Raw genomic sequence first — 17,713 nt, 5'->3', positions numbered from 1 at the left:
ATATGAATAACAAACAAATACTTAGGTGGATATAGTAAAAAACACTACAGCTCGAAGGCTTGCAGTGTTTCACCAAAAATTTACCGTTAATTTTCCAATAGGCATCAAGACATATTTGAAGAACGACTTACTATGTGTGAAATCAAATCACACTTGTCGTTTTTTATATAATTGGCAATAATCCACTCTTTACTGCCCGTTTTATTCTAAACTTTTTAACGATTCAATCATGTTAATTCGGGATACCTTTCTCCGAAGCATCAAGTTAGAGAGCCCGGTAAGTAAAAATGCAATCGTGATTGATATCAGCATAACAAACATATTTATTTGATCCGGGATTTGTTGATGCGTACTCGACAGCGCCTCAATTATAATGGCATACATGTAGACGCTAATCGGTAGTGCTATAATGACCGCAAAGGTAGTCAGTATCATGTTCTCGGAAAAGATAAGTCGATTTATTTTATATTTTTGATAACCCAATACCTTAAGAGTAGCCAGCTCGCGATTTCTTTCATAAATGTTGATGGAGGATATGGTGTAAATGGCGCCGAACGAAAGAATAACCGCACTAATGATAAACATAATGAAGATAAAACTATTTTGCTTCATAATAAATTGTGCGGACTTTTTCAAATCATCTTTATCCGCGATTGTATCTACCTGTTTATCTTGTTCAAAAAACTGTCGAACGTTAGGAAGATCTGCGGCATTGTTGGCTTTCACTAGAATCGATGTTGGCTTATAGTCGATGTTAAAACTATTCAGATACGCTATCGAACTAAAGAAAGATGGATTGGAATACTGATTGGATATTTGTGCAACCTTCATATCGACTGTTTTATTTTCAAACGACGGATCGGTAAATCGAATTTGAATCGTATCCCCTACCTTAACTTTATATTGATTTGCATACGATTTGGGTATCAGCACGCCATTGTCCATAAGTGTCATCGGGTTGTCTTTCTCGTCAAAAAATTGGATAAGAGTGTTATCTTTCTCCGTAACGGTCAACGTGGCATTCTCATGTTCATCGCCCTTGGTAAACTCCACAGGAAAGGTCGATTGGACATAGCTGCTTTTAATCCCGGTGGGTAACTCCACCTTTTCTAGCTCTGCCCCTTTCATGTATTCGACCTTCAGATCATAGGTATTCACCTCTTCGATCTGGTCCGCGACCCTTTGTAAGGACGTTTGAGTACCAAATGCAGTGATCAACAGCACCGTGCTCACCACAACACCTACGGAGCTTGCTATCGCCTTTTGTTTGTTTAGAAAGATGTTTCTCAAAATAAGTTTATTGCTATAGGAAATACGTCCCCACATTTTCGGAAGCCGTTCAATAAGCAGTTTTTTCATCTTCTTCGGCGGTTTAGGCCTCATGGCCTGTGCTGCGTGTTCTCGCAGAATCCCTATGCCGCTCAAGTAACAAGCCAACATGCCGAATGCACTCGAGAATAGAACAGGCATAATGATTGAGAAGGGGGATAAGGAGAATGTTATATTCGGTAATGAGTAGGATCTGGCATTTGACGCCTCAATCATTGGAACAAATATGATTGCCGAAACGATACAACCAAGAATGGAGCCTATGATACCGACAAGTATCGGGAATCCCATGTAATGGAGCATGATGCTACTGTTCTTCACTCCTAAAGCCTTCATAATTCCTACCTGGTTCCTTTGCGAATCGATGATCCGAGACATGGTGAGGAAGAGAATGATTGCTTCGATGATAAAGAGAACCAGCGGAATAACCCTACTCATCAATTTATTGTTATAAACTGTTTGTTGAAGCTGCGAGTAATTGAATGTTCGCTCTTTACTTATTTGACTTACATAAGAAAGTTGTTGGGACTGCGCTTCAACGTTTTTGCCTAATCGTTCTATATCGTATCCTTCTTCCGCATCAATCAAAACCTCATTATAATAAAGGCTACCTGCGATTCGAGGAATTCCCGCTTCAGCGACATATGCGAATCCGGAAGTTTTATGGTCCTGAGTTTCGTTCTTTTTGGCATATTCCACATTTTCGCCCAAGCCGCTAATGGTGAATGGCATATTTGCGTTATTAACAATCAAATTTATTTGATCTCCAACACTGTACTGATGTTCTCTGGCGTAATGGGAATCCAGCAAGATTTCATCCATGCTGGATGGAATCTTACCTTCAACTATTGCAGATGTATTAATATTATTAACTGCGGGGATGGAGTGGATTTTTAAAGCCGCTTTAGTATCACCAAATGATTGCATCGCATCAAAGGTATACCGTCCCTCCACCTTTTTTATCCCTTCAATTTCACTCAACTTCGATATATCCTGCTTGGATACTTGGTCGTAGTAAACGTTTAAGTCACTTAAATTATCTGTTTGAAAGTAATTCTTTGAATAAGAACTAAGGTTATCACTTAACGTTACCAGCCCCGTGTAGAAAAAAGCGCCTATGGTGATAACCAATACAAAGGCCAGAAATTGACCGATTGCTTGCTTGATATCCCTTAACAATTTTTTCAGTAATTTCATCACCACTCAATCCCTTCAACGCTTTGTTTATGCTCATTGACCGTTACGCTTTCGATTTTCCCGCTTTTCACCCGAATGATTTTATCCGCCATCGGCACAATCGCAGAGTTATGCGTGACCAGCACAACACATTTTTTCGTTTCCGTATTCAAATCCTGAAGCAGCTTCAAAACCGACTTGCCAGTTACATAATCCAACGCACCAGTCGGCTCATCGCATAGCAATAGCAGAGGGTTCTTTGCAACGGCGCGTGCTATTGCAACTCGCTGCTGCTCTCCTCCGGAGAGCTGGGACGGGAAGTTTTTTATCCGATTCTTCAAGCCGACTTTATTTAATATCTCTTTGGCATCCAAATGGTCTTTGCATACTTCAGTGGCGAATTCAACGTTCTCTAAAGCATTCAAATTGGGGATTAAGTTATAGAATTGAAAGACAAAACCTACCTTCTCGGCGCGATATCCCGTAAGCTTCTTTTCGTTGAAGCTAGTAATATCCTTATCGCCAACAGTCACTTTACCCGAGGTGGCCGTATCCATGCCACCAAGTATATTGAGAATCGTGCTTTTACCTGCTCCGCTTGCACCAAGAACAACAACGAATTCACCCTCGTTAATGGAAAAGTCCACACCGTTCAGCGCTTTGATCGGCACTTCACCAATTTTGTATTCTTTCGTTACGCTTTTAAATTCGATCAATGTTTTCATAAATTTCTCTCTCCCCGTTATCTATTTGTCATACTTCTGGTGCTCCCTTTGGCAAGTATATTTTTATTTATGTAAGTATGTTAGTGTATGAGTATGTCACTCATGTAGCATACTATAATTCCATCGCAAACAATTGTCAATAACTGGACTCCGTGTAAAAAAAATCATCATTCACCCCTAAGAATGATTGTTTATTGACAAATTTTCGCATATAAGTTATGTTTTCCTGCTAGATGTGTAACAAACTACAATGCTGAGTGGTGAGGTAATGAGCGTCACTTTCGACGAAAAGCAGCCAATTTTTCAACAAGTAGCAGATATCATTGAGGACGATATTCTCAACGGAACTTACCGAGAGGACGAGCAGATTCTTTCCGTTGCTCAGTTTTCTCAGCTCTTTCAAATCAATCCAGCGACTGTTGTGAAGGGAATTGGCCTGCTCGTAAATGAAGAAATATTGTATAAAAAAAGAGGGCTTGGCATGTATGTCTCGTCTGATGCCAAACAAAAGATTAAGAATAAGCGAAGAAATCGTTTTTATAAGGAATTGCTGTCCAATCTCATTTGTGAAGCTGACAAACTTGAACTGGCAACCGAGGATATCATTGAGATGATTAAACAATTAAGGAAGGAATGAATTCATTGTGAGCATCTTGGTGAGTTGCGACAAATTAAATAAGAAATATGGTCGAACCTATGCATTACGGGATCTGGATATACAGCTCGAGGAAAACGTTATTTACGGCTTGCTCGGACGAAACGGCGCAGGCAAAACAACCTTGCTAAACATCATAGCAGGTGGACTCTTCGCGAACGACGGCACCATTGAGGTAAGAGGTAAAAAGCTGGGTAAAGGAGCACTTCCAGAAGATTGCTGTTTCGTACGGGAGAATAACAAGCTATTTGGAGGAGCTCGATTGATTGAGATTTTGCAGTTCGCTGCAAATTTCTATCCCAATTGGGACTGGACGTTTGCTCATAAGCTTCTTCAAACATTTGAGCTTGATCCCAACAAAAAAATCAAACAGCTCTCAAGAGGCACAGAATCACTCGTAGGAAACATCATCGGTCTGTCTAGCCGATCATCGTTGACATTATTTGACGAACCGGTGCTTGGACTTGATGTATTGATGCGGGAAAGGTTTTACAAGGAGCTTTTGGAGGATTACGCCAATCATCCCCGTACGATTTTACTTTCTACGCATTTGATTGATGAAATCGCCCCAATCGCAGAAAGAGTCTATATCATTGATGAGGGCTCCCTCCTGCTTCATGACGAGATGAATCAGATACGGATGGCAGCTAATTTGATTCGTGGAAATTCAGATGCCGTAGCTTTGTTCACAAAAGGAAAGCGAGTATTACATACAGAATCTTATGGCCACGGAAAGCTTGCCGCCATCTACGAAAAATTCAACGATGAGGACAGGTTGCAGGCCCGCAAACTAGACATAACTATTGAAAATTTGACGCTTCAGAAGTTTTTTTCGTATTTGATCGAAGGAGGTCGTTAAATTGGGTGCATTGACCGTTCATTTAAAGGCGACTTATTTGCAAATGAGGATATATATATGGATGGTCATTATTTTAATCCTCCTTGGCAGGTTGGCGGAATTTATAGTTGGCCTCTTTATAGACAGCAGTCAAAACACAGGAATCGCGGATGGCAACCTGCTGCTACTTATTTTGCTCATTTTCGCAATCGTACTTCCTCTTAGCTATTACAACCGCATCGTACATTTAGGGGCAAACCGGATACAATATTTTTTCGGGCTTCAGTTCGTTTATACCGTGTGGGCAGTGGCCATCGCTTTATTCAATTCTTTATGGTCTGTGCTTGAAGTGAATGTACTCCACAAAAACACCGTAAATCTTATTGAAGCGTTTCATTGGAATGAATTTGGCATTGTAGGTTCTTTCCTCTATCAAACCATTTTTTATTTGATGACGATGGCGCTCTTAAGCATGCTGATCTCTGGCTACCACCACCTTGTCGGTTGGCTGCTGTGGGTGCTATTCATCGTGGCAATTCCAACTGGAACAGCCATTCCTGCGCTACGCGCTCATGTTGTTTCTTTTTTTGAAGCATTGTTATTCAACGGCTCACTACTCAAGGGTGTTGGATTTAATCTTGTGCTTTTCATCGTTTTCGTGGCCGGTGGTTGGTTTTTCACAAAGGGGAGGACATACTAAACTATCTGGGTAGAAGCTTAGGTTACAATAATGACATCGACAGATTTCCTGTTTAGCTCGTATAATAGGGGGAAATTGGTAGATAGGAGTGAATCAAGCGAATTTATGGTATACATACTGGCTTTTATGCTGTCTTTTGCTGTCGTGGTTCTGCTTATTCCGCCGCTTGGTCGACTGGCACATCGGCTCGATTTTGTGGACAAGCCCCGAGAAGATGTAGAGCGTAAGCTGCACAGGCAGCCCATTCCACTGACGGCGAGTTACGCGATATTTACTGGATTCTTCCTGACATACATTGTTCTTACGAAAGAAATTTCTTGGGAAACGGCGGCCCTGGTCGCCGGTGGAATGCTTCTATTAACGATTGGTACAGTCGATGACTGGTACAAAACGAAAGGCAAAGACTTCCCTGCCCTGCCTAAAATGATCATTCAAGTCTCGGCGGCAGTACTCGTTTTTGCTTCCGGCATTGCGTTCACAGGATTTGTGAATCCCTTCAACTCCGAATACATTATGCTTCCGATCTGGCTGCAATTTATTCTGACGATCCTGTGGATCTTCGGTGTAACGACAGTCATTAACTTCACGGATGGCATGGACGGACTGGCAGGTGGTTTGTCCGCCATCTCAGCCATTACACTGTTTATCGTTGCAATAACCAAAGGCCAAACCGATTCTGCCCTAATGGCCATTACGCTGGTGGGTGTAACCCTTGGTTATCTGAAATATAACAAAGCTCCAGCCAAAGTGTTTATGGGAGATGCAGGGGCTACGTTTCTCGGCTTTATCCTGGCGGTAATCGCCCTGGACGGTGCATTCAAACAAGCGACCATGTTGTCCATCTTCATCCCGATTCTGGCACTCGGCGTACCGATCTTCGACAACATTTTTGTGGTCATCAAACGTTTCATTCAAGGCAAAGCCATCTATCAGGCAGATGCAAGTCAAGCTCACTATCGCTTGCTGCGTGCAGGTCTGAATCACAATCAGGTGGTTGGCGTCCTGTATCTTATCAGTACCTGCCTTTGCCTCTCGTCCATTATTTTGATGCTGGTGGAGATGTAATATTAGTAACAAACGTTTCAACAAAAGGTGTAAAAAAAGAGACGAGCCCACTGATCCTGTGGCTCGTCTCTTTGCTATGTCGCTGATGAATTGAACTAACATTTAAGAGGGTAACAGCTACAATGTCGCGCACAAGCCTCTGCAAACGCCCCATACCCTGCCTGCACCTGCACCTTATATTCGCTCTTATCTTGAGGCAACAGGTGGTAGCGGGACCGCAGGTTGCTGCCCATCTGCCCAACCCGGTCGATCAAGTTCAACGAGACGGCGATAACGCTCTTCCCGGGCTAGCAATTGTTCGTGAGAACCCTGCATGGTGATCTGTCCATTTTCCATAAAAATAAGTTCATCCATCCGTTCCACTCCCATCAGATGATGGGTGACCCAGATCATTGTTTTGCCCTGCATGCTGTCCATAATCGTCCGCATGAGGGCTCGTTCCGTCACAGGATCAAGTCCTACCGTTGGTTCATCGAAAATAACGACAGGTGTTTCGCGAAGAAGCACCCGGGCTAATGCAATCCGTTGTCTTTCTCCACCAGAGAAACGAAGTCCTGTCTCCAGCATCGGGGTATGATAACCCTGTGGCAAAGATTCAATGAGATCGGATAAACCTACTTGCGCAGCCACTCGCTGGATTTCTTCGTCTGTTGCATGCGGACGGCCGATTCGCAGATTGTTGGCTACCGTTGTATCAAATAGATGTGGACTTTGGTTCAGCACCGCAATGACATCCGTTATATTTTCGCCCACCGTTTGTACCGGAAGATCATTGATGAATACGTTCCCGACGGATGGGAGCAATGCTCCCTGAATGAGCTTCAGAAGGGTTGATTTCCCACCGCCACTGCGACCGAGAATAGCCAAACGTTTACCCTGAGGTAGATGAAGGGATACCTCCTGCACCGCACAAGGAGCATCTGGCGTATAACGATAACTCACCTGATCGATCTGAATGTCAGCTCGTAGCCTGGGCGGAATGCGTAAGCGGATGCGTCGATCCGAAGCTCTTTCCGTGCGATTCAGGGAATCCAGCTGCTCTCCAGCTACCAGGTTACTACCTGATACACCTAAAGTCATATCCGCTTTGGCTCCGGCTGCTGCATTCGCCCCTTCGGTTCCACACTGTTCTGGCTTATGCTCTTCACCTTCCAAGTGCTGCAAGCGTTCCAGCGATTCACGATACTGCGGGATATGCTCCACCGCATCTCCTACGGGCAGCAGTGCTTCCGTAAGTGGAAACAACACCAGCACAAATGCAGCAATCATAACCGCAGGCAGCTGTCCAGCAGAAGCCGCACTTCCCGCCCATAAGGTCACGGATACTACCATTAGTCCGATCACACATTGGGCAACCAGATCACGCCAGCGCGTCCATTGCCGCAAGCGGAGGCGAATCATATCTGCCTGGCCTTCAGTCTCTTCCTGCCGACGCACAAATTCTTCTGCTCGTCCACTTGCTATCCAATCTCCGAGGCCAAGCACACCATCGGTCAGACGAGTGTACAACTTGGCGTTTTCCCGCTTCAGCCGCACTCGCAACTTCCAAGTCACTCGGAGGGAAATGGCTGGCAGCACGGCAACCAGAAACAGCATATACAACCCCATCCACATTACAAAACCCAGATCAACGCTGCCAAAGGCCACAACAGCTCCACCGTACATCATGAGCGCCGTAACCGCCGGAAATACTGTACGCAGGTAAATATCCTGCAGTCGTTCTACATCCTCTGCAAGAGCAGCAAGTACGTCTCCCGTCTGCATACGAGAGCGCAGGAACAGTGCCTGCGGCTCCAAAATCCGATACAGCTTCACGCGCTGATCCGCGAGTATACGCAAAACCGCATCATGACCCGCCAGACGTTCGACATACCGGAATACGGCACGGAAAATCCCAAATGCACGAACACCCACGATAGGTACATATACCATCAAAATATTTTCAGGACGGAGCGCTGACTTGGAGATCAGAAACCCGGAGGTGAAGAGCAGCAGCACAGCACACAATGTAGCACATATCCCCAGCGCAATGACTGCAAAGAGTCTCCAGCGGTACTGTGCCACGTACGGAGTGATCCAGCTATTCTTTTTGCCCCCGCTCCGAGCTGTTTCTGTCAGCTCATAACCGGCTTTCATCTTACACCGCCTCCATCTGGGCCTGAATCATCTGGTAATATACGCCTTGTCGGGCCAATAATTCCTCATGTGTTCCTGTCTCTGCAACCGTGCCGCCATCCATCACGATAATGCGATCCATATGCGGCATCCAATGCAGTCGATGTGTTGCCAGAAACACCAGCTTACCCTCAAACAGCGGTAACATGGTCTGTTTCAGTTCATACTCGGTCTCCACATCCAGATGCGCAGTCGGCTCATCCAGCAGTAGGATCGGGCGCGCACTAAGCAGAGCTCTCGCCAAGGCCACCCGCTGTTCCTGCCCGCCGCTGAGCTGCCTTCCCCCAGCCCCAATCGGTTCCTGCAACCCATTCGCCAAGGAGGAGGCAAGCTTATGCAGACCTGCTGTGTGAATGGCGTCAGCCACCTCCGCATCCGAAGCTTCAGGCATATAGAACCGAACATTATCCGCCAAGCTGCCACTGAAAATAGTTGGATGTTGCGGAATCGCCGCCGTTTGTTTTCTCCAATCTTCCATCATCTCTGGAGATAGGGGCTGGCCGTTATATAAGATCTGACCTGAAGTAAGCTGCTGGAAACCTGCCAGCACATCAATGAGGGTTGATTTCCCTGCTCCGCTCGCTCCGATAATCCCTACTTTACCAAGACCAGAAACCTGAAACGTCACATCATTCAGCGAACATGGCCCGTCTTCCTGATGCCGTACCTGTACGTTAGTGAGCGCCAGTCTGCTTGTCGCCTCCCAAGAGGGTTTGGATGAGAAAGCAGCCACGCCACTTCGGGCATCCACCTCACGTAAAACCACCCGTATGGTGGATGGAGCCACACCGCTTAGGCCAGAAGAAAGCTCACAAGAAGAGGATTCTCCGTTCTTTTCTGACACACCATGCAGAACAGCACTTGTGTATGCTTCCTTTTGCTTACGTTCGGCCATTTTCCCTCGTTCAATCATCTGGCTGATCGCTTCCCCGGCCTCTTTGCCGTCCAGTGTAGCGTGGTAATCTGCGCCTACCATTCGTACAGGCAGGAAGTATTCCGGTGCGAGAATGAGTACGGTCAGCGCTGGTCCAAGCAGCATATGTCCTTCCGTCAGGCGCAGCCCCAATTCAACCGCTACCGAAGCCACCGACAGCATGGTGAAGAAATCAAGTGCGAAGGAGGACAGAAAAGCCATACGCAGCGTAGACATCGTAGCCTTGCGATAACGTTGACTGACCCGAATGATCGTTTCCCCATGCTTACCGCTTTGTCCCAGTGTTTTGAGTGTTTCCAGCCCACGGAGCGTATCTACAAAATGGTTGGCCAGCGCTTTGTACGACTTGAACTGTCCATCGATCTTGCGTTGTGCAGCCAACCCCACCAAAATCATAAACACAATCAGGATCGGCAGCGTCAGTGTCAAAATAACCCCGGACATCATATCCAGCTTGAAGACATAGAACAGAATAACGATTGGCGTGAACCCCATCCCCAGCATTCGGGGAATAAACAGTTCAAGATACGTCTTATACTGGGCTGTTCCTTCGCGTGCCAAGGTTACTAGGTGCCCTGTTCCTTCCGTTTTGGCAAAACGCGGCCCCAGCCGGAACCACTGCTGCACCATCTGTCTACGCAGATCGTTTCCTGTCTTCTCCGCGTACCGCGAAGCGATGAGCTGCAACCAGAATGACAGGGCATAGCGGGCGGCAAAAGCGGCCAGGAACAACAGCAGTACCGGGTACTGCTCCGTTACGGGTGAACCTTGAAACAATGCCGTAATCGCCTGTGCCAGCCATTTCGCCTGCATGATAATCGTCATCGCCTGTAACAGTACTAGCGCTGAGGCCAGCGCCAGTACTGGCCGGATGCCCGGCAGCTTCAGCAGCCCCCGTCCCATATCAGTACTCCAGGTGATGCTGATCGTTCAGACGTTTGCGGAAAATGTAATAACTCCAGATCTGATAGCCGAGTACAAACGGAAGCAGCGTACAAGCCACAATCGTCATCACTTTCAGCGAATATGCACCGGATGAAGCATTATAGACTGTCAGGTCAAACGCCGAACCCATTGAACTCACCATGACCCTTGGGAACAGACCGATAAATACAGAGGCAAACGCGATTGCAATCACGGCTCCCGTCATACCGAAGGCCCAGGCTTCACGTTTCTGACGCACAAAGTAAGCGGCCAGCCCCAATGAAGCAGCGCCGAGGACAACCATAATCCAGAGAGCCCAGCCGCGTACGGCAAACACATCGGTCATGAAGTATGTCATCACAGCGTAGATCGCGAGGATCGCGGCCAGCGGCAGCATCAGTTTTTTGGCCATATTCAGGGCACGTTCTCTAAGATCTCCGACGGTCCGCAAGGAAGCAAACAGCAGACCATGCACCAGACACAACAACGTTACGCTCAACCCACCTACCACCGTATACGGATTGACGATGTCCAGGAAGCTGGGACGAAGCTGCATCTGCGCATCAATAGGCAGGCCTTTCATCAAGGTAGCGAAAACAACGCCGAACAAGAATGGTAGTAACGCACTGGAGACTACAATGATGATGTCCCATGTTTTGCGCCAGCGTTCATGTCTCATTTTGCTGCGGAATTCAAAGGCAACTCCGCGTCCGATCAAGGCCAGCAGCACGACGACCAGCGGTAGATAAAACCCGCTAAACAGCGTGGCATACCAGTGCGGGAAGGCTGCAAACATTGCACCCCCTGCCGTAATCAGCCATACTTCATTGCCATCCCAGAACGGACCGATCGAGTTGATCAGGGTACGACGTTCACGATCCGTTTTTCCAATCATTGCAGTAGACATGCCCACACCAAAATCAAAACCTTCCAGAAAGAAAAAACCAACAAACAAGACGGCAATCAGCAAAAACCACAACTCACTTAGTGACAACAGAATAACCCCCATCCACGCCGAACGGATCGGCCGATTCATCATGCTCCTCCGGCTTTTCGACTGCATATGGCCCTGCCTTGATTTCACGAACGAACAGGTAGACCATCACAATGCCGAGAACCGTATACGCTGCTGTAAAAGCAATGGTGGAGAACAAAATCTGGCCTGCGCTTACGTTCGGAGATACCCCGGCTGCGGTTGTCATATAACCAAATACTGTCCACGGCTGCCTTCCCACCTCAGTCATAATCCAACCCGACGTATTGGCGATAAACGGAAGGGAAATGGCAAACACCATCAAGCGCATAAACCATTTTCCTGCCCCCTCCAACTTGCGGCGCATCGCCAGATAGGTACCGTATAAAGCAAGCAGAATCATCAAGCCACCCGCAGCAATCATGATGCGGAAGCTCCAGAACGTCGTCCGTACCGGAGGAATGTAGTCTCCTGGACCATACGTCTGCTCATACTCCGCCTGCAATTCCTTCATGCCTTTGACACTGCCAGAGAACTTGCTATAGGACAGATAACTGAGCAATCCAGGGATTTTGATTTCGCCGGAATTCTCCTGTTTGTTCGGGTCGATAAAGGCTACCACGGTCCATGGTGCAGGGTCTTCCGTCGTCGTCCATGTTCCTTCACTGGCTGCCATTTTCATTGGCTGCGTCTCCACTAGATATTGCGCCTGGAAGTGACCCGAGAAGGCAACCCCCAGTGAGGAAACCAGGCCAATAATGATGGCAATGTTGAACGATTTGCGGAATATTTCCACATCCTGCTTCTTCATTAACTTGTAGGCACTAATCCCGGTTACGACGAATGCACCTGTCATCAGGGCACCAAAAATCGTGTGCGGGAACTCTACCAGCAGTTGACCATTCGTAATCAGTGCAAAGAAGTCATTCATCTCGGCGCGGCCATTATTAATCTCAAAGCCAACCGGATGCTGCATGAATGAATTGGCTGCCAGAATCCAGAGCGCAGACAGGAATGTGCCGACAAATACCAGCCAGATACAAGCTAGGTGCACTTTTTTGGACAAACGATCCCATCCGAAAATCCAGAGTCCAATAAAGGTAGACTCCATAAAAAACGCCAATAAGGCTTCTACAGCCAGTGGCGCACCAAATACATCCCCGACAAAACGGGAGTACTCCGACCAGTTCATGCCGAACTGGAATTCTTGCAGAATGCCTGTGACTACACCAACGGCGAAGTTAATCAGGAACAGCTTGCCCCAGAATTTGGCCATCGTTTTGTAAACTTCCTTACCCTTCACTACGTACAACGTCTCCATAATGGCTACCAGCAGCACAAGACCGATGGACAGCGGTACAAAAAAGAAATGGAAAATCGTTGTGAGCGCATATTGGATACGCGATAACATGATCGGATCCATACCGTTACCCCTTCTTTCTGTTCATATCGCAGTTTTCGTATTTGACATTGAAGCCCCTTCTTCCGTTTCTGTCAGCCAAACACGTATTGATGAACGTATTGTGCCAGATAGACTATTTTATACATGTGACAATTATCACAAACCCTGCCATGACAGCAAAAAAAAGTGACGATGGTCACACAATAGAAAAAAATAAACCTAATCTTTGAGCTTGCCAGCTTCGTCTATTCACGGAAGATGCTCATGTTTGGGACGGAACGCCCATATGTTAGTGTCAGGCATAAAATACGCTGGGCAAAATGGGCATTACATATTGAATTATTGGATTCATTGATATCATTCAAAGCAGCGCCAATCTGATGTTTATCAGGTGGTGATGCTTCAATCCGTGAACGGACAAAATGTAAATCAAGTGAGGTGATTCATCGATGGAAGAGCTGTCTCCGATCCCGGACCCGGAGCCTCATCAAGGGGTAGATGCAGAAGAGCCAAGTACGGACCTGTCTGCCTTTCGTTATATTCTTTTCCCCCGGAAGGGAGGATGGTCTGCTTTTCCCTATCCAGACATCGCTGCTCTGATGGTTGCGGAAGGGCCTGTCTACTATGTCAGCAGTCTGGAGCGCTCCGAGGAAATGCCTGCGAATATCACCGTCATCACGCTTCCCGAAGCAGAACAATTGCTGCAGGAGCCCCGTACGGTTGCTGTGGTTGCTCATCCCTACTGGCTTACCGCCACAGCCTCGCTCCATCCGGAGCTCTGTATTGTACTTCTTCCCGAGCCGGTTGGTGAAGAAGCCGAGTCCCCCTTATGGGAGAGCTGTATTTCAAGACTGGTCGGTATCGCCGATCTGGTGGGCACCACTTCAGAAACACGCTACATGAAGCTGGTATTCCAGGGTGTACGCGCCATCTGGCTGAATGGAGAGGATACCTCTCCTGCTGGTGTCATGCAAAAGGATGACCTCGAGGTCCCTCTCCGGGACTATGAACTGCTATTCCTGCATGCGCTGCGACAGACCCTCTCGGGTGTTCAGGATACGGTCACCCAGCTGCAATGTAGTGTGCGGGCCGACTTCTATCGTCAGCTTCGGTCCAAAGCTGGAGCGCATGAGACGATTTCCTTTTTGCTGGCAGCCTATGAATATGTGCTAGAGGATTCCAGAGCGGCTGCTTCACTCAAGGAGGCCTTCTCCCACGCGGTATTAAACGGGCGCAATGATTGTGTAAGCTCCCACTATCGATTCCTCTCCGCCATTCATGCAAGGGCCGGGGAAATCGAGAATGCGTTGCAGGTGTATGGAATCAGCGCAGGCAACGAGCAGGAACGGCACCATTATGAACAACTCTGTCGCTGGCTGGAGGCCGGAGAGGAACAGCTTGTCCGGGCAGAACTGCTGCGTCTGAATGATGATTATGGAAACGCATTGCACATTTTGGATGAACTCGGAGGCGAAACGGCACGGCATTGGAAATTTCGTATCTATCAGGAGACTGGACGTGTGGAAGATGCATTAGATTTGGTGCATGCAGTGGATATTCAGGATAGCCCCAGCCGACAGGATTATCGGCAATTATCGGGTCTAGCTCTGGCTTTGCGCGGAGAACGTCACGGGGCGGTGAGACAATTTCTGGAGACGGCACTGGAGGATGAAGATGCACTTGCACGAATCGTCGAGATGGATTTGTTGGATCAAGCCGTCCAGCAATTGCTGGGGGAGGTGCCATGATGCTGGACCCAAAGAAGCGTAGACAACATGTGAATGGACCGATGGTGCATAAGGATATACGATCCGAAACAACTCATACTCCTACGGAAACGCTGGAATCGCTGCATGTTGAAACAGAGGGGCAAGGGGATCAGCAGCATGCTGCAAAACACCAGGATACAGACCTATTCAGAGAGCCGTTTTCCGTTCGTCGGGTTCGTAAAAGTCAGGGCAATAAACTGACCGCCATGCTTCAGGTACGTAACGAGCGAGGGCGATATCTGGAGGAAGTGCTGGACGATTTAAGTGAATTTGTGGATGAGATCGTCATTGTGGACGATGCCAGCACAGATGGAACACCCGATATATGCAGAGCCTATCCCAAGGTCGTTCGTCTGGAAGTGCTGGAAAAGCCGTTATTTGCGGAGGAATGGCGATTACGCAATGCACTATGGCAAGCAGCAGCAGGTACCTCGCCGGATTGGTTGCTCTCGGTTGATGCCGATGAGCTATACAGCACGGAAGCGAAGAAAGCGATACGCGCTCTGATTAACCAGGACCATGCGGACTGGATCGCTTTCCGCTTCTACGATATGTGGGGCGGACGAACTCACTATCGGGAAGATGAGCTTTGGGGACTTCACCGACGGCATACCGCTTCTCTGGTTCGATATATGCCGGGTTATCCTTACTTTTATCCTCAGCAAAATCATCATGTGCCTCGCCTCCCTTTACCCTGCACTGTACTGCCCGGAATCACAACAGAATTGAAAGTCCAGCATCTTGGCTGGGCAGGAAGTCTGGAGGATCGGGTTCGGAAATATTTGCGTTATAAACGAATTGATCCACACGGCGAGTGGGGCAGCCTGGAACACTATGAATCAATTCTTGATCCGGAGCCCCGACTGATTCTGTGGAAGGAGGAGCAGTGAGATGGGCGTGGTCAGCATATTGACACACAGCTTCACCGATGGATATAACCGGGAATTCAGCCGGGTGTTCGGGGGCGGTCTGGAGCGTTACGTTCTTGATTTGTGCAGTGTAATCCGCGGATTGGGACATATCCCCGAGGTTCATCAGTTGTCCTATTTTGAAGCTTTTCATACCCGCACGGAACAGATCGATGTATATGGGTATGCCTACGATATGAATGATGTACCCGAAGCTTTTGCCCGAATGGCTGCCGCAGCGCGAGGGCCTGTGATCTATGCAAGCTGCCTGTGGCAGCCCATTGCCTACAAGCCGGGCAGCCTCGGTATCTGCCATGGCATTAACTGGGATCGTCCCGCGCTGCCACTCGAAACCAAGCAGCAAGTTGCTGAGCATATTCAGCTGGCACTGGATGGACTTGTACGCATCGTGTCGGTCGATTCCCATTTTCAGACCTTTTGCCGTGCTGCTTGTACGTTTGCGGATGCCAGTCAGGTCGTGCTTATTCCCAATGCGGTGGATACCTCCTACTTCACACCTGCTCCGCCAAGGCGTACGTTTGAGCCTGAACAGGAAGAAGAATGGCTGGCGGCATGGAAGAAAGATCTTGCAGGCCATGAAGAGCATGCTGAAGCTGCCATCTCGGGGTTGAATGCTGCGTCATCCGTGGGGGAAAGAAACGTTGGAAACGGCATAGTGCGGGCGGACAGATCCGAGGTGACAGTAATCGCTGAAGAACTGGACTCGAGGGATATCCGACAGGGCCACACTGGTCGGCAGCCAAATGAGCTGATGGATGAACATTTGAAGGATCAGGGCGACGACACACCGGCTGCAACTAATGTGAACCCCTCACGTCCACTGCGCATTTTATATCCACGCCGCATCAGCATGGAACGGGGCATTATTCCGATGATGCTGGCAGCAGACCGACTGCTCGGTGCCTTTCCCGATCTGGAGGTCGAATTTGCGGGAGAGCTGGTTGAAGGCAGTACGGTGGGTCGATCCTTCCGATATTGGCATCGCACGCACCCCCATGCGGATCGAATTATACAGCGCACGTATGATTTTCGGGATATTCGCGAGGCCTACCATCAGGCAGATATCGCGGTGATCCCGACAGTCTTCTCGGAAGGAACATCCTACGCTTGTCTGGAGGCGATGAGCTGTGGGCTTCCGGTTGTTGCTTCCAATGTTGGCGGATTGAATGATCTGATTCAGGATGGCTTCAACGGACTGCTGGTACCTCCAGGGGAAGAAGCGCTGACCGCCGCGCTGGTGCGTCTAGTTCAGGATAAGGCCGAGCGGGAGCGGCTGGGTATCTATGCCCGCGAGACGACGTTATCCTACGACATCTCCCACTGGCGGCGCAGATGGAGTACGGTATTGGAATCTTTTCTGGCAGAAGCAGGATTAAAGGAGGGAATTCGGGGATGATGGATACGCCAAATGCAACGGATTTCACGGAATCAAGATACATTCGGGAGGGCGACCCCAAAACGGATACATTGGTTTTTCCACTGCATCCTGCGTGGTGGAGCCGTCCGTACGAGTACGAATGGGCACGCCAGTTTGCACGTCAAGAAGACGTCGTACTCGACGCCGCCTGTGGTATATCCCATCCATTCAAATTTTGGCTGGCAGAGCACTGCCGGGAAGTTCATGCCTGTGATTGGGATGAGCGTATTTTGTCCAGAGAAGCGATCCGGCTGGATATCGCTTCTGATTTTGGTGAGCAGGCCGCACGTAACCTGCCGGAATCGAGCCTAGACCGACTGCATCTTGCGCAGGCCAATCTGGCTCAGCTTCCGTATGAATCGGAGATGTTTGACAGCGTATTCTGCATCTCCGTGTTGGAGCATCTGGATACAGGCACGATGCTGCGCGCCTTTCGCGAATTCGCCAGGGTGCTGAAGCCGGACGGACGGTTGATAGCCACGTTTGATGTACCCGAGATGCGCCCTGATCTGCTGGAGACCATTATGGCTGTCACTGGACTGACGATCGAAGGTAAGCTGAGCGTGAAAGAACCGGAGGATGCCATCTGGTCTGACATGTATGGCCCGGCAATCCGTTGTTTTCGTGCTGTTATTCGTAAGGAGTAATTGGGATGGATAAATGGGATCATTGATGAGGGCATAGATTGAGATTAACTCCAAA

14 protein-coding genes are annotated in these 17,713 nt (G+C 48.3%); 8 read left to right on the top strand and 6 right to left on the bottom strand.

The features are described from left to right. Positions 1–201: 201 nt before the first annotated feature. Positions 202–2,526 carry an ABC transporter permease gene (locus ACR1R9_RS28960; protein ID WP_433922126.1) on the bottom strand — a complete coding sequence of 775 codons (2,325 nt, stop codon included), beginning with the start codon at positions 2,524–2,526 and terminating at the stop codon, positions 202–204. After that, complete coding sequence (locus tag ACR1R9_RS28955) at positions 2,526–3,230, bottom strand: ABC transporter ATP-binding protein (protein WP_076287422.1); 705 nt, start codon at positions 3,228–3,230, stop codon at positions 2,526–2,528. The genes ACR1R9_RS28960 and ACR1R9_RS28955 overlap by 1 nt, the downstream gene beginning before the upstream one ends. Before the next feature lie 268 nt (positions 3,231–3,498). Between ACR1R9_RS28955 and ACR1R9_RS28950 the strand changes: the two genes are divergently transcribed. From ACR1R9_RS28950 to ACR1R9_RS28935, 4 genes are all read left to right on the top strand, one after another. Continuing rightward, on the top strand, positions 3,499–3,867 hold the full coding sequence (locus ACR1R9_RS28950; RefSeq protein WP_257031799.1) for a GntR family transcriptional regulator: 369 nt from the start codon (positions 3,499–3,501) through the stop codon (positions 3,865–3,867). 19 nt (positions 3,868–3,886) lie between these two features. Continuing rightward, entirely contained in the window at positions 3,887–4,744 is an 858-nt protein-coding gene (locus tag ACR1R9_RS28945; protein WP_310854117.1) for an ABC transporter ATP-binding protein, read from the top strand. A 1-nt stretch (position 4,745) separates the two neighbouring features. Then, entirely contained in the window at positions 4,746–5,423 is a 678-nt protein-coding gene (locus ACR1R9_RS28940; protein WP_433922127.1) for a hypothetical protein, read from the top strand. A 105-nt stretch (positions 5,424–5,528) separates the two neighbouring features. Then, a complete protein-coding gene (locus ACR1R9_RS28935; protein ID WP_076287418.1) occupies positions 5,529–6,488 on the top strand; it encodes an MraY family glycosyltransferase in 960 nt (319 codons plus the stop codon). 186 nt (positions 6,489–6,674) lie between these two features. Here ACR1R9_RS28935 and cydC read toward each other — a convergent pair whose 3' ends face one another. The 4 genes from cydC to ACR1R9_RS28915 are packed head-to-tail and all read right to left on the bottom strand — an operon-like array spanning position 6,675 to position 12,917. Beyond that, entirely contained in the window at positions 6,675–8,624 is a 1,950-nt protein-coding gene (gene cydC / locus ACR1R9_RS28930) for a thiol reductant ABC exporter subunit CydC (RefSeq protein ID WP_433922128.1), read from the bottom strand. A 1-nt stretch (position 8,625) separates the two neighbouring features. After that, the gene (cydD, locus tag ACR1R9_RS28925; RefSeq protein WP_099857262.1) at positions 8,626–10,500 is read right to left on the bottom strand and encodes a thiol reductant ABC exporter subunit CydD; all 1,875 of its coding nucleotides are present in this window, start codon (positions 10,498–10,500) and stop codon (positions 8,626–8,628) included. Between the two features lies 1 nt (position 10,501). Further along, on the bottom strand, positions 10,502–11,518 hold the full coding sequence (gene cydB, locus ACR1R9_RS28920) for a cytochrome d ubiquinol oxidase subunit II (protein ID WP_099857679.1): 1,017 nt from the start codon (positions 11,516–11,518) through the stop codon (positions 10,502–10,504). Beyond that, complete coding sequence (locus tag ACR1R9_RS28915) at positions 11,502–12,917, bottom strand: cytochrome ubiquinol oxidase subunit I (RefSeq protein WP_099857260.1); 1,416 nt, start codon at positions 12,915–12,917, stop codon at positions 11,502–11,504. Before ACR1R9_RS28915 ends, cydB begins: the two co-directional genes overlap by 17 nt. A gap of 428 nt (positions 12,918–13,345) precedes the next feature. Here ACR1R9_RS28915 and ACR1R9_RS28910 point away from each other — a divergent pair, with 428 nt between their 5' ends. Genes ACR1R9_RS28910 through ACR1R9_RS28895 form a run of 4 tightly spaced genes read left to right on the top strand, consistent with a single transcriptional unit; the run spans position 13,346 to position 17,658 of the window. After that, positions 13,346–14,644: a hypothetical protein gene (locus tag ACR1R9_RS28910; RefSeq protein WP_099857258.1), complete on the top strand. Its 1,299-nt coding sequence runs from the start codon at positions 13,346–13,348 to the stop codon at positions 14,642–14,644. Continuing rightward, positions 14,641–15,555, top strand: a complete 915-nt coding sequence (locus ACR1R9_RS28905; RefSeq protein ID WP_433922130.1) for a glycosyltransferase — start codon at positions 14,641–14,643, stop codon at positions 15,553–15,555. The genes ACR1R9_RS28910 and ACR1R9_RS28905 overlap by 4 nt, the downstream gene beginning before the upstream one ends. 1 nt (position 15,556) lies before the next feature. Then, positions 15,557–16,990 carry a glycosyltransferase family 4 protein gene (locus ACR1R9_RS28900; RefSeq protein ID WP_433922131.1) on the top strand — a complete coding sequence of 478 codons (1,434 nt, stop codon included), beginning with the start codon at positions 15,557–15,559 and terminating at the stop codon, positions 16,988–16,990. Then, positions 16,987–17,658 (top strand): class I SAM-dependent methyltransferase, encoded by a 672-nt coding sequence (locus ACR1R9_RS28895; protein WP_433922132.1) that lies wholly within the window; start codon positions 16,987–16,989, stop codon positions 17,656–17,658. Before ACR1R9_RS28900 ends, ACR1R9_RS28895 begins: the two co-directional genes overlap by 4 nt. Positions 17,659–17,713 lie beyond the last annotated feature (55 nt).

This window comes from Paenibacillus taichungensis (genome assembly GCF_050994985.1).
Taxonomy (GTDB): Bacteria; Bacillota; Bacilli; order Paenibacillales; family Paenibacillaceae; genus Paenibacillus; species Paenibacillus taichungensis.
This window is presented reverse-complemented; position numbering and strand designations above follow the sequence as displayed.

Coding starts and splice junctions, on each gene's coding strand:
- ACR1R9_RS28960 (WP_433922126.1), bottom strand. CDS start 2,526: ATGAAATTACTGAAAAAATTGTTAAGGGATATCAAGCAAGCAATCGGT.
- ACR1R9_RS28955 (WP_076287422.1), bottom strand. CDS start 3,230: ATGAAAACATTGATCGAATTTAAAAGCGTAACGAAAGAATACAAAATT.
- ACR1R9_RS28950 (WP_257031799.1), top strand. CDS start 3,499: ATGAGCGTCACTTTCGACGAAAAGCAGCCAATTTTTCAACAAGTAGCA.
- ACR1R9_RS28935 (WP_076287418.1), top strand. CDS start 5,529: ATGGTATACATACTGGCTTTTATGCTGTCTTTTGCTGTCGTGGTTCTG.
- cydC (WP_433922128.1), bottom strand. CDS start 8,624: ATGAAAGCCGGTTATGAGCTGACAGAAACAGCTCGGAGCGGGGGCAAA.
- cydD (WP_099857262.1), bottom strand. CDS start 10,500: ATGGGACGGGGGCTGCTGAAGCTGCCGGGCATCCGGCCAGTACTGGCG.
- ACR1R9_RS28915 (WP_099857260.1), bottom strand. CDS start 12,917: ATGGATCCGATCATGTTATCGCGTATCCAATATGCGCTCACAACGATT.
- ACR1R9_RS28910 (WP_099857258.1), top strand. CDS start 13,346: ATGGAAGAGCTGTCTCCGATCCCGGACCCGGAGCCTCATCAAGGGGTA.
- ACR1R9_RS28905 (WP_433922130.1), top strand. CDS start 14,641: ATGATGCTGGACCCAAAGAAGCGTAGACAACATGTGAATGGACCGATG.
- ACR1R9_RS28900 (WP_433922131.1), top strand. CDS start 15,557: ATGGGCGTGGTCAGCATATTGACACACAGCTTCACCGATGGATATAAC.
- ACR1R9_RS28895 (WP_433922132.1), top strand. CDS start 16,987: ATGATGGATACGCCAAATGCAACGGATTTCACGGAATCAAGATACATT.